The 12,729-nt window shown below is 67.9% G+C and carries 11 protein-coding genes; 4 read left to right on the plus strand and 7 right to left on the minus strand.

Going from position 1 to position 12,729, the window contains the following annotated elements; translation table 11 throughout:
* Window positions 1–349: 349 nt before the first annotated feature.
* A complete protein-coding gene (gene tyrS / locus ASD37_RS16655; RefSeq protein WP_056553535.1) occupies window positions 350–1,633 on the minus strand; it encodes a tyrosine--tRNA ligase in 1,284 nt (427 codons plus the stop codon).
* Between the two features lie 18 nt (window positions 1,634–1,651).
* Window positions 1,652–2,263: a DNA-3-methyladenine glycosylase gene (locus ASD37_RS16660; protein WP_200959934.1), complete on the minus strand. Its 612-nt coding sequence runs from the start codon at window positions 2,261–2,263 to the stop codon at window positions 1,652–1,654.
* Between the two features lie 55 nt (window positions 2,264–2,318).
* Between ASD37_RS16660 and ASD37_RS16665 the strand changes: the two genes are divergently transcribed.
* The 3 genes from ASD37_RS16665 to ASD37_RS16675 are packed head-to-tail and all read left to right on the plus strand — an operon-like array spanning window position 2,319 to window position 4,443.
* Window positions 2,319–3,083 (plus strand): ABC transporter ATP-binding protein, encoded by a 765-nt coding sequence (locus tag ASD37_RS16665; protein WP_056553541.1) that lies wholly within the window; start codon window positions 2,319–2,321, stop codon window positions 3,081–3,083.
* Window positions 3,017–3,835 carry an ABC transporter permease gene (locus ASD37_RS16670; RefSeq protein WP_082570212.1) on the plus strand — a complete coding sequence of 273 codons (819 nt, stop codon included), beginning with the start codon at window positions 3,017–3,019 and terminating at the stop codon, window positions 3,833–3,835. The genes ASD37_RS16665 and ASD37_RS16670 overlap by 67 nt, the downstream gene beginning before the upstream one ends.
* Window positions 3,832–4,443, plus strand: a complete 612-nt coding sequence (locus ASD37_RS16675; RefSeq protein ID WP_056553544.1) for a TetR/AcrR family transcriptional regulator — start codon at window positions 3,832–3,834, stop codon at window positions 4,441–4,443. The genes ASD37_RS16670 and ASD37_RS16675 overlap by 4 nt, the downstream gene beginning before the upstream one ends.
* Here ASD37_RS16675 and ASD37_RS16680 read toward each other — a convergent pair whose 3' ends face one another.
* The 3 genes from ASD37_RS16680 to ASD37_RS16690 all read right to left on the minus strand — a co-directional run bounded on the left by ASD37_RS16680 (window position 4,444) and on the right by ASD37_RS16690 (window position 8,243).
* Window positions 4,444–4,650 carry a Trm112 family protein gene (locus ASD37_RS16680; RefSeq protein WP_056553547.1) on the minus strand — a complete coding sequence of 69 codons (207 nt, stop codon included), beginning with the start codon at window positions 4,648–4,650 and terminating at the stop codon, window positions 4,444–4,446.
* A 4-nt stretch (window positions 4,651–4,654) separates the two neighbouring features.
* Window positions 4,655–5,152: a hypothetical protein gene (locus ASD37_RS16685; protein WP_056553549.1), complete on the minus strand. Its 498-nt coding sequence runs from the start codon at window positions 5,150–5,152 to the stop codon at window positions 4,655–4,657.
* A gap of 118 nt (window positions 5,153–5,270) precedes the next feature.
* Entirely contained in the window at window positions 5,271–8,243 is a 2,973-nt protein-coding gene (locus ASD37_RS16690; protein ID WP_370073062.1) for an acyl-CoA synthetase, read from the minus strand.
* 101 nt (window positions 8,244–8,344) lie between these two features.
* Between ASD37_RS16690 and ASD37_RS16695 the strand changes: the two genes are divergently transcribed.
* Entirely contained in the window at window positions 8,345–10,093 is a 1,749-nt protein-coding gene (locus tag ASD37_RS16695; RefSeq protein ID WP_056553552.1) for an ABC-F family ATP-binding cassette domain-containing protein, read from the plus strand.
* Here ASD37_RS16695 and argH read toward each other — a convergent pair whose 3' ends face one another.
* Together argH and ASD37_RS16705 are read right to left on the minus strand one after the other, a co-directional pair.
* On the minus strand, window positions 10,094–11,506 hold the full coding sequence (gene argH, locus ASD37_RS16700) for an argininosuccinate lyase (protein WP_056553555.1): 1,413 nt from the start codon (window positions 11,504–11,506) through the stop codon (window positions 10,094–10,096).
* Entirely contained in the window at window positions 11,503–12,705 is a 1,203-nt protein-coding gene (locus ASD37_RS16705; protein ID WP_056553558.1) for an argininosuccinate synthase, read from the minus strand. Before ASD37_RS16705 ends, argH begins: the two co-directional genes overlap by 4 nt.
* Window positions 12,706–12,729: the final 24 nt, after the last annotated feature.

Here is a 12,729-nt window from a genome sequence, read left to right on the forward strand (position 1 = left end):
ACCATCCCTAAGCAGTAGGAAGACGGGAAGTCCCCCACCAAGATGGCCAAAAACAACAAACAAAAACCACCAAACACACTATTGAGTTCTCAAACAACACGCCCCACCTGTTCGCATGACAGCCCCGCGGCGTAAAGCCGCTAGCCTCTTGCGGACAGTAGAGTGAAACCACCGAAGTGACTTCCCTCTGGGATGTCGTCGCGCTCTGCGATCTGGACCGCGTCGCTGACGACTTGGATTAAGTTACGGGCCGGATAACGCAGAGTCAAATCGCCTGGTCAGAGGCGTGACAATCAGAAGTTCAGGCCCCGAGCGGGTGCTCAAACGGTCGTCCGGACTCCATCCGGCGTCATTCGATCCTTTCGACGCCCGCGACATTGCGCTTACCCCGTCGCAACACCAGCCATCGGCCGTGCAGGAAGTCCCCTGACGCCGGAACCCAGTCGTCGCCCTCGACGCGGACGTTGTTCACGTAGACGCCGCCTTCGGACAGCGTCCGACGCGCGTCGCCCTTGCTCTTCGACAGACCCGTGGCCACCAGAAGATCGCCGATTCCGTCAGAAACCCCTGGTCGGAGCTCGGCGACGGAAGTCTCGCGCAAGGCAGCTGCCAGCGTGGATTCGTCGAGTCCGGCCAGTTCACCCCGCCCGAACAGGGCCTGACTGGCCAGCTCGACCGACTCCGTGGCCTGCTGACCGTGGACCAACGTGGTGAGTTCCTGGGCCAAGCGCCGCTGGGCGGCCCGCTCGTGCGCCCGTTCGGTGGTCGCGATCTCCAGGTCGCCGAGCTCGTCGGCCGACAGGAACGTGAACCACCTCAGGTAGCGGATCACGTCGGCGTCGGCGGTGTTGACGAAGTACTGGTACCAGGCATAGGGCGAGGTCAACTCCGGGTCGAGCCAGACGTTGCCACCCCCGGTGGACTTGCCGAACTTCTTGCCGTCGGCCGAAGTCACCAGCGGCACCGTGAGCGCGTGTGCGCTGGCCCCCAGCTTCTGTCGGACCAGGCGAACGCCGGCGATGATGTTGCCCCACTGGTCGGAGCCGCCGATCTGCAACGAGCAGCCGTGTTTGCGGTGTAGTTCCACAAAGTCGTTGGCCTGCAACAACATATAGCTGAACTCGGTGTAGGAGATGCCCTCGCCCTCGAGGCGTCGCTTGATGGTGTCGCGGTCGAGCATGACGTTCACCGAGAAGTACTTGCCAAGGTCTCGCAGGAACTCGATCGCCGAGAGTTGCGACGTCCAGGACAGGTTGTTCTCGACGATCGCGCCCGTCGGCGACTCGTCGAAGGCGACGAACCGCTCCAACTGTCCGCGGATGCGCTCGGACCACTCGGCGACGGTGTCGGCGGTGTTCAGCGTGCGTTCGGCGGTATCGCGCGGGTCCCCGATCATTCCCGTCGCGCCGCCGGCCAGAACGATCGGCCGGTGCCCCGCACGTTGGAAGCGTTGCAGGGTCAGCAGCGGAATCAGGTGTCCGGCGTGCAGGCTCGGTGCCGTCGGGTCGAACCCGGCATAGAGGGTGAGCGGTCCCGATGCGGTTGCGGCGGCCAACGCCTCACGGTCGGTGGACTGCGCGATCAAGCCGCGCCAGTCCAGTTCGTCGAGGATTCCAGCGTCTGGAGAAGTCACGCCGTCAATCCTCTCCCATCAATCGCTGTCACCCGGTGCGGGTGCCCGTGGGCTGCGGCGGTAGGCGGAGACCTCGGGATGGTCGGCGAGCCAGAACCGCCACGGTCGGTCGGCGGCCTTGCTCACCCCCACGCGCGGGCCGCTGATCACCGGCACGCTGGCGCCGAGCGTCAACCGAACCGGGCTGTCCGCGTCGAACAGGTCGATTCCGTTGTCCTGCATGGTGATTCCCAGCGCGGAGCAGAGGTTCCCCGGGCCGCGGGCCAACGCGGCCGTGGTCACCGGACCGCGGCTGGCGTGGGCGACACCGAAGCCGTCGGTCACGACTGCGGCACGCAGCAGAACCGCGGCGGCCACGCCGTCGTCACCGCACACCACGTTCGCGCACACGTGGATACCGTGGCTGCGATAGGTGTACATCCGCCCCGGCGGGCCGAACATCACCTCGTTGCGACCGCCGCGCCCGCGGAAGGAATGGGCGGCGGCGTCCGGCCACGGCCCGTCGGCGGGACCGCCGTACGCCTCGACTTCGACCACCGTGGCGGTCACTCCCCGACAGATCAGCTCGGCGCCGACCAGGAGTCGGGCGGCCGACACCGGGTCGGTGGCCAACCGTTGCACGCTCACCAAATCGATTGTGCCCGGCGGTCTTGACGTCGCCACCTGCGGGGAGGATATTCATCACATGATGACTTCATCGCCTGATGAATTACACCGAAATGGTCCCCAACCGGCCGTTTCGGTCGAGCATCTGACCGTCGTGCGCGGCAAGCGCACCGCACTGGACGACGTCACGGTGCACATCGCCACCGGGACCATCACCGGCGTGCTCGGCCCATCCGGATGCGGCAAGACCACGTTGATCCGCAGCATCGTCGGAACCCAGGTCATCGCCGAGGGCACCGTCACCGTGCTCGGCCGACCCGCGGGGTCGGCCGAGTTGCGGCACCGCGTCGGCTACGTCACCCAGGACGCCACCGTCTACCAGGATCTTCGCGTGGTCGACAACGTGCGCTACTTCGCCTCGCTGTACGGCACCGGCTCGGCCGCCGCGGACGAGGCGATCGCCAACGTCGGGCTCGTCGACCACCGAACGGCGTTGTGCGGCAACCTCTCCGGAGGTCAACGCACCCGAGTCTCGCTGGCATGCGCACTGGTGGCCCACCCCGAGGTCTTGGTGCTCGACGAACCCACCGTGGGACTCGACCCCGTCCTTCGGGTGGACCTGTGGGAGCAATTCCGCCACCTGGCCCGCCGCGGCACCACCCTGCTGGTGTCGAGCCACGTGATGGACGAAGCCGACCATTGCGGGGAGCTGCTGCTCCTGCGGGAGGGCCGCCTGCTCGCCAACACCACACCGACCCAGCTTCGAGAGGACACGGGATGTCAGTCCCTGGAGGAAGCGTTTCTGTCCGTCATCCGGCGCAGCACCGCACCCGCGCTCGGCTAAGCCCGCAGGCCTATTTGGCGACCACCGTCCGCATCCTGCGGCAGCTCGCCGGCGACCACCGCAGCCTCGCGATGATCCTCGTCGTCCCGAGCCTGGTCATCACGCTGATGTACTTCATGTTCTCCGACGTGCCGCATCGGCCAGGGACACCGTCACCCTTCGACAACGCGTGCCTGATCATGCTTGGGGTGTTCCCGCTCGTCGTGATGTTCCTGATCACGTCGATCACCATGCAGCGCGAACGCGCGTCCGGGACGCTGGAGCGAATCCTCACCACTCCCCTGCGCCGACTGGACCTGTTGGCCGCCTACGGCACGGCCTTCTCCATTGCCGCGGCCGCTCAGGCGACACTGGCGTGCGTGATCTCCTTCTGGCTGCTCGGCCTGGACACCGCGGGCAGTCCCGCCCTGGTGTTCGCCATCGCCATCGTCAACGCGGTACTCGGCGTCGGACTGGGTCTGCTGTGTAGTGCCTTCGCGCGCACCGAGTTCCAGGCCGTGCAGTTCATGCCCGTGGTGATCGTGCCGCAGCTGCTGCTGTGCGGCATCATCGTGCCGCGCGACGCCCTGCCCGACTGGTTGCAGTGGATCAGCAACGCGCTGCCGGCCAGCTATGCGCTGGAGGCGTTGCGAGAGGTCGGCGCACACGCCGACCTGACCGCCACCGCCGCGCGCGACATCGCGATCGTCGTCGCCTTCGCCGCGGTGGCAATGGGTCTGGCCGCGGCCACCCTGCGTCGCAGGACCCCGTGAGCACGTCGCACCGCAAACGCCCCGGCCGTCCGTCCGGCACCTCCGACACTCGCGACCGCATCCTGACCAACGCTCGGGAAATGTTCGCCCGCAACGGCATTGGGAAGACGTCGATACGCTCGATCGCGGCGGCCGCCGGCGTCGACTCGGCACTGGTGCACCACTACTTCGGCACCAAGGAGCAGCTGTTCGCCGCGGCGGTTCACATTCCGATCGACCCGATGCTGGTCATCGGCCCGATGCGCGAGGCACCGATCGACGAACTCGGACTGACACTGCCGTCGCTGCTGTTGCCGCTGTGGGATTCGGAGATGGGTTCGGCGTTCCTCGCCACGCTGCGCTCGCTGCTCGCGGGGGACGGCGTCGGCCTGATCCGGTCCTTCCTGCAGGACGTGATCGCCGTCGAGATCGGCTCGCGCGTCGACGAGCCACCGGGTTCGGGCCGGATCCGCGTCCAGTTCGTCGCATCCCAACTCGTCGGCGTCGTGATGGCGCGCTACATCCTCGAATTGGAGCCGTTCGCGTCCCTACCGGTCGAGCAAATCGCCGAGACCATCGCCCCGAACCTGCAGCACTACCTCACCGGAGAGCTGCCCGGGCTGGGCTGATCAGGGCTCGGCCCGCTCCAGCAGAGCTTGGTGTTCGGCGTCGTCGGTGACGGTGACCGCTTCGGAGATCAGCAGCACCGGTACGCCATCGTCTATCCGATAGGCCCGGCGGAGCCGTGGGTTGTAGAGAAACTCGTCGCCGACCAAGAGCAGCGGGCCACGATCCTCTGGACACACCAGCAGGCTGCGGAGGCGTTGATCGATCATGGCGTCAGGCGAGCGGGATGTTGATGCCGCCACCATTGTTGGGGTTCGGCGCTCCGCCACCGTTGCCACCGATGCCGATGGTCGGCGGGTTCAGCACCGGGCCACCGCCGGTCTGTCGGGACGCTTGCCGCACCTGGAAGGACAGGGTCGACTCCAGGGCCTCGACCAACGGTCCCTGGTTCGGTCGCTTGTCCAGCGCCGCCACGAGTGCTTCCCCGTTGGAGGTCGACGGCCTGAACCCCTTTGCGCGCAGCTGCATGACCTTGTGGATCAGGGTGGAGATCTGGCCGCCGCCGGCGCCGGTGTCGTACTCCGTGGCGATGGTCGCGAGAGCCTCGTCCGCGCTCATCACGGGAGCGGCGTCACTCGACACGGCGTCGGTGGCCGGGTCCGCTGCGGCCGTGGCGCTCACGCCGGTGAGCAACCCTGCTGCCAGGGCGCCACTGGTCACGGCGCCCAAGAGCGCGCGACGCCAGCCGTTCGTGCTGGTCTGTTCGGCCATCAATCCTCCATCGTCGAGCGTCCATGAGTTTCCGGCCCGACCCGGGTGGCCACGTACAGCCGAGCGGAGCGTAACAAAGCGCGGCGAGCGCGGCAGCATGTCACTCGCTTCACTTCCATCACTCGCCGTCGGCCGACTCGGTGAGTTCGGCGCGCACCGCGGCGGTCAGCCGCTTGTAGGTCCCGTCGTCGTCGCGGTACCAGGCGTGCCGCGATTGCTTGGGGACTCCCGCTGCCCGCAGGGGTCCCAGCAGCGGACGGTAGGTGGCACTGAGCTTCATGTCGGCCGCTACGTGGACGACGTCAGGCGCCGCACCGACCGGCAGACCGGCGATGGCCTCGTTCAGATCGGCCGTTGGGACGCTGCCACCCGGACGCAGCAACAGTGCCGACACCGCAAGCTCGCGATCGCCCACCTGCACGCGGTACGTGACCGCCAAGTCGACGGCGCCGACCCGGCCAAGCGTGTCGTTGACCGCGTCGGTGAACACCGGACCCCGGTCGGTTCGGATCACCGACCCACGATTGGCGACGAGCCAGAAGTCGCCGTCCGCATCACGACGGAACAGGTACTCGGTCGACACCCACAGGTCGGCGGGGGCGAACACGCCACGCTTGACCGACGCCGTCGGGTCGACGGGACCGCGCGGGTGCGCCAGCAGCACGCCGACCTCGTTGGTAGCCGCCAACGCGACGAAACCGCGGTCGTCCTCGAGGATCAGGTCGTCCTCGGGGTCGTAGGCCGCCAGCTCGATGTGGCCACCGCCTGGCAGCGGCCTGCCTTCGCTGCCGACCTTCGCGCCTGCGACGTTGGCGAACACCGCCTGCCCGTCCGTCGTCGCGAAGAACTCGACGACGTGCGCGGGCGCGAACTCCTCCTCGACGCGTCTCCACAATCCCGTCGGCATGCCAGAGCCGATGAAGAGGCGGACGGGATGGTTGCCGTTGAGCACGAACGCCGGATCGTCGATCACTTCCCGCAGCATCGCCCAGGTGTAGGACACCACCGTCACGCCGTACTGCCGCAGTTCGTGCACGAAGCGGTCTGGGCGAAGGCCGCGCGACAGCGCGATCCTGGTGCCGCCGACTACCGCCCCACCAAGGCTGACGAGCAGCCCGGACTGGTGGTGCAACGGGGTCAGGCAGTACACGGTGTCACCGGTGCCGAGGTTGGCCGCAGAGGCGGTGCCGATGGCCGACAGGGCCCACCGGAAGTTGGTGATCTGTCGGGCGACGAGCTCGCCGCCCACGGTCGCGAAGGCGATGTAGGCCAGGTCCTTCGCGTATCCGGGGTCGGGACGGTACCAGCCGGGGAGCGCCACGACGTCGGGGTCGATCTTCTCCATGTCGACGACGTCGGCGTCGCCGGCTAGATCCAGATCGCGGGCCTCGCCGCCGCCGAGCACCAACACCCGCAACGGCAGCGCCGTCGCCGCGGCGAGGTGGACGGGGTCGGCGATGACGTCGGACACGGCGCCGAGCCGGGCGGCCTCGAGCAGATCGGCGTCCGGGGGCATCAGCACCGCGACCGCCCCGAGCCGGGACAACGCCGCAATCGCGACCAACGCGCTAGGTCGGGTCTCCATCAGCACGCCGACGTGCGCGCCCTGGCGGACACCGACGTCGATGAGGCCGCGGACCACGTTGTTGACGCGTCGGTCCACCGCCTCGTAGGTGTGCACCCGCCCGTCGAACAAGAGGAATTCGCCGTCCGGCGTCGCGCGGGCCTGCTCGGACATGATGCGACCGAGCGAGATGCGGGTGTGGTCGTTGATCTGGCCAAGCCGGGCGAGCCTCGGCAGCGTGCGGGCGGTCTCGGCGACCAGCGCACGGGCCGACTTGTTGGCCGCGACGAAAGCGCCTGCCGCCGAACGGGCCACGCTGAACGTCATCTCCGCGGCAGCACCCGCCCCGTGCGCAATGCGCGAGGCCAGCGGCACGCCGGCGTCGTTGACCTGGTCGGGCTGCAGCGCCATCGGGACGACGTCCTGCGGCATCTCACCGTCACCGGCGATCCACCGCACCCATGCCGCAACCGTCGGCCACGTGTTGGTGGCCGCCTTCGAACCGACGACGAGGCCGAAATGCCCTGTGCGAATGAGGTATTCGTAGACGTCGGCCTGCGGGGACGCGCGCTTGATGCCGCGTACCGACGCGGGCTGGCCGATGTCGTCGACCTCACCGACGACCGCAAGCACGGGGCAGTCGATGTCGGCGAGGGTGACGAGGTCGCCGCGGATGGCGAACCCGCCGCTCATCATCCGGTTGTGCGCGATGAACTGCTTGAGCAGCTCGGCGATCGCCGGACCCGACCAGGCGATCCAACCGTCGCTGGCCAGGAAGCGCCGCTGCTGCTCCCGCGGCAGAAGCGCCTCGCGGTCGTGCAGCTGGCGCAGGAAGTCCAGGCGCGACTGGGCCGTCTTGATGGGGTCGAGCATCTGGAATCCGGTGCGGGCCAGCCAACCGGGGACGTCGAGGCGGCTGAACACGTGGTCGGCCATGAAGTCGGCGGCCCCGACCGCGAGCCCGGCGGGGAGATTCATCGGAAGCGCCGCCAGGGTGTCGACCGGCGATCCGAATCCGATGATGCTCGCCAGGTCCTTGGACCGTCGGTACGCCGCGGTCTGGTAGGCGAACATGCCACCTTGGGAGTAGCCGGCCAGATGAACGTCGCGGTCGGTGACCTTCTTCACAGTGTCGATGGCTTCGCTCAGCGCCACGACGTGGTCGGCGAGGTTGCGCTGCATCCCGCCCTCGACCTGGTCGGGCGAGCCGAAGTCGATGACCCAGGGGTCGATGCCTGCCGCGTGCAAGATGCCGACGGCGCCCTCGTTGCGGGTGACGTCCCACATGTCGGCGGACATCATCATCGGGTGCACCATGAGCACCGGCGGACCGGCCGGCTTGGCCCCCGGCCTGCTGTCGGGCGGAAAGTAGCGCCGGAGCCGGTACATCGGCACGCTCTCCACGACCTGGAACGGCGACGGCACCGCGCCGGTCTCCAGACCGCCGTAGCGCAGCACTTCCAAACCGTTCTGCGCGGTCGCCATCAACCGTGCCATGGGCTTCGTGATTGGCGAAAGGTCCACCACGACCGTCCCCTTCCAAGCGCCGCGCGAATCCCCCGATCCGACGACATCATGGCATAGCGGGCGTGGGGCACCCCGGCGTCAGCCCTTATGATCGGCGCCTGATGGCGAACCTGATCAACCTCGAACGTGCAACCGTTGGTTACGGCACGCGCACCCTGCTCGACGGCGTGAGCCTCGGCGTAGACGAAGGCGACGCGATCGGCGTCGTCGGCCGCAACGGCGACGGCAAGTCGACCTTGTTGAAGATCCTCACCGCGACCAGGCCGCCCGACTCCGGGCGCGTCACCCACACCTCCGGACTGTCCGTCGGCTACCTCCACCAGTCCGACGACTTCCACCCCGACGCGACGGTGCGCGACGTCATCGTCCACGGTCAGGCCGACCACATCTGGGCGGCCGACGCGGAGACCAGGTCGGTGGTGGAGAACCTGCTGACCGAGGTCGCTCTGGACCGCGAGGTGAACAACCTCAGCGGTGGTGAGCGACGCCGCGTCGCGCTGGCGGCGCTGCTGCTCGCGGGTCACGACGTCCTGGTCCTCGACGAGCCGACCAACCACCTCGACGTCGAGGTCATCGGCTGGCTCGCCGGCCACCTCTCCAAGCAGACCGCCAAGACGATGATCGTGGTGAGCCACGACCGGTGGTTCCTCGACGCGGTCTGCACCCGCATCTGGGAGGTCCACGGCGGCACCATCGACGCCTACGAGGGCGGCTACGCGGCCTACGTCCTGGCAAGGGCGGAACGGTCGAGGATCGCCGTGGGCACCGAGGCGCGTCGTCGGAACCTGATGCGCAAGGAACTGGCATGGCTGCGAAGGGGAGCGCCCGCGCGGACGTCGAAGCCGAAGTTCCGCATCCAGGCCGCCAACGACTTGATCGCCAACGAGCCCGAACCGCGGGATTCTCTTGCGCTGCAACGCTTTGCCACGGCGCGCCTTGGCAAGGACGTCTTCGACATGCACGCGGTGACGCTCGAGTTGGGTGACAAGCTCCTTCTCGACAAGCTCGACTGGTCGATCGGACCGGGCGTGCGCATCGGCCTCGTCGGCGTCAACGGCACCGGAAAGTCCACGCTGCTCAAGCTGCTGATCGGGGAGATCCAGCCGACGTCGGGCACCGTCAAACGCGGGAAGACCCTGCGCATCGGCTATCTCAGCCAGGCATTGGTGGAGATCGACGGCAACGAACGCGTCCTCGACGCGGTCGAGAACGCCAAGCGGATCACCGAGCTCGCCGGCGGCAAGGAGGTCAGCACCGCCACCCTGCTCGAGGACTTCGGCTTCACCGGCGACAAGCTGACCACGCGGATCTCGGAACTCTCGGGCGGCGAGCGCCGCCGCTTCCAGTTCCTCCGTCTGCTCCTCGACGAGCCCAACGTGTTGCTGCTCGACGAGCCCACCAACGATCTCGACATCGACACCCTCAACGTCATCGAGGACTACCTCGACGGCTGGCCGGGCACGCTGATCGTGGTCACCCACGATCGTTACTTCCTCGAACGCGTCAGCGACGTGACCTATGCGCTGCCAGGCGCTGGCCGCTGCGTCATGCTGCCCGGCGGGATCGAGCAGTACCTCGCCGAACGTCCGACCGCCAACGGCACCTCCGCGACCCGCCCGGCCGATCGCAACGAGACGGCCTCGGCGCGGGAGCGCAAGGCGGGAAAGCAGTTGTCCCGCATCGAGAGTCAGCTCAAGAAGCTCGACGAGCGGATCTCCAAGCTGCACCTCACCATGGCCGACGCGGTCTCCGACCACGTCCGGCTCGGCGAGTTGAACTCCGAGCTCAACGAGCTGACGGAGCGCAAGGAGTCACTCGAGGAGGAGTGGCTGTCGCTGGCCGACGACTGATCAGGGGCGCAGGCCAAGCGACAGCCGATCGGCGGTGTCACGCACCACCTGAAGCTGCTTGGCGACCTGGACCGGTGCCGTGCCACCTCTCGCGTCGCGAGAGCTCACCGAACCCTCGACCGTCAGCACCTCGCGCACCTCGGCCGTCAACTCCGGGTGGATGCCCGCCAGCTCGTCGTCGGTGAGCTCCTCGAGCCCGACACCGCGCGACTCGGCGGCCTTCACCGCTGCGCCAGCCGCCTCGTGAGCGACTCGGAACGGCACTCCCCTACGGACCAGCCATTCCGCGACGTCGGTGGCCAACGTGTACCCCTGGGGAGCCAACTCGGCCATCCGGTCGGCGTCGAAGGTGAGCGTCGCGACGAGCCCCGCCATGGCGGGCAGCAGCATCTGCAGTTGCGCCACGGAGTCGAAGACCGGCTCCTTGTCCTCCTGCAGATCGCGGTTGTACGCCAGCGGTTGGGCCTTCAGCGTGGCCAGCAGGCCGGCCAGGTTGCCGATCAGGCGGCCCGACTTGCCGCGCGCCAGTTCGGCGATGTCGGGGTTCTTCTTCTGCGGCATGATGGAACTACCGGTCGACCAGGAGTCATGCAGCTTGACGTACCCGAATTCGGTTGTGCTCCAGAGGATTATGTCCTCGGCCAGCCGGGACAGGTCAACGGCGATCATCGCCAGCACGAACGCGGCCTCGGCCGCGAAGTCGCGTGACGCCGTCGCGTCGATCGAGTTGTCGGCTGCCGCGGTGAAACCCAAGTCGGCGGCGATGGCGTCGGGATCCAGGCCGAGCGACGACCCGGCCAACGCGCCGGATCCGTACGGCGACACCGCAGCGCGGTCGTCGAAGTCGACGATCCGGTCGACGTCGCGCAGCAGCGGGTGGGCGTGTGCCAGCAGATGATGCGCCAGCAGGATCGGCTGTGCCGACTGCAGATGCGTCTTGCCGGGCATGATCTCGGTGGGATGGGACGCGGCCTGCGTGGCCAACGCCCCGACGACCTCGAGCACCCCGGCGCCGACGACCCGCATGGCGTCCCGCAGCCACATCCGAAACAGCGTGGCCACCTGGTCGTTTCGCGACCGCCCCGCACGGAGTCGTCCGCCGAGGTCGACGCCGGCCCGGTCGATCAGACCTCGTTCGAGGGCGCCGTGCACGTCCTCGTCGGACGGCAACGGCCCGAAGCTGCCGTCGTCGACGTCCTGGCCGAGACTGTCCAACCCGGCGAGCAACCCGTCGCGCTGTTCCTCGGTCAGCAGTCCGGCGCGGAACAGGACCATGGCATGCGCCTTGGACGCCCGCACGTCATACGGCGCCAACACCCAGTCGAAGTGGGTCGACTTGCTCAGTGCGGCAAGCGCATCCGACGGTCCGTCGGCGAACCGGCCGCCCCACAGCGAACCCTCGTTGGTGCTCACTTGCCGGCGAGGTCCCGCTGCGCGGCGATCTTCGACGACAGACCGTGCACGTGGACGAACCCCTTGGCGCTGGACTGGTCGAAGGTGTCGCCCTCGTCGTAGGTGGCGAGGTTGAAGTCGTACAGCGACTCCGAGCTGCGCCTGCCGTTGACGGCGATGTGCCCGCCGTGCAACACCAGCCGGATCTCACCGGTGACGTGCTGCTGGGTGTCCGCGACGAACGATTCGAGCGCCCTCTTCAGCGGCGAGAACCACAGTCCGTCGTAGACCAGCTCGCCCCAGCGCTGATCGGTGGTCCGCTTGAACCGGGCCAGCTCGCGCTCCAGCGTGACGTGCTCGAGCTCGGTGTGCGCGGTGATCAGCACCATCGCACCCGGGGCCTCGTAGATCTCGCGGCTCTTGATGCCGACGAGCCGATCCTCGACGACGTCGAGCCTGCCGACACCTTGGGCACCCGCCCGCCGGTTCAGCTCTTCGATCGCCTGGAGCACCGTCACCGGCCTGCCGTCGATGGAGACCGGCTTGCCCTTCTCGAAGCCGACGATGACCTCGTCCGGCGAACTCCAGTTGACCGTGGGGTCCTCGGTGTAGTCGTAGACGTCCTTGGTCGGCGCGTTCCAAAGATGCTCCAGGAAGCCGGTTTCCACGGCGCGGCCCCACACGTTCTGGTCGACCGAGAAGGGCGAACGCTTCGTGACGTTGATCGGGATGGCGTTCTCCTCGGCGAAGGCGATGGCCTTCTCCCTGGTCCACGCGTAGTCGCGGACGGGCGCCAGCACCTCGAGATCGGGTGCAAGCGAGGCAAAGCCGACCTCGAAGCGCACCTGGTCGTTGCCCTTGCCGGTGCAGCCGTGCGCCACGATGCCGCCACCGTGCTCGCGGGCAGCATCGACGAGGTGCTTGACGATCAGCGGGCGGCTGATCGCCGACACCAGCGGATAGCGGTCCATGTAGAGGGCGTTGCTCTGGATGGTCGGCAGGCAATACTCCTCGGCGAACTCGTCACGGGCGTCGACCACGACCGCCTCGACGGCGCCACAGTCGATCGCGCGCTGCCGCACCACCTCCATGTCCTCTCCACCCTGGCCGAGGTCGATGGCGACGGCCACCACCTCGCGCCCGGTCTCCTTGCCGATCCAGCTGATCGCGACGGACGTGTCTAGACCGCCGGAGTACGCCAGGATGACGCGTTCGGACATGTAATCGATCTCCTTAGATAGTTC

Source organism: Mycobacterium sp. Root135 (assembly GCF_001426545.1).
In the GTDB taxonomy this organism is placed as follows: domain Bacteria; phylum Actinomycetota; class Actinomycetes; order Mycobacteriales; family Mycobacteriaceae; genus Mycobacterium.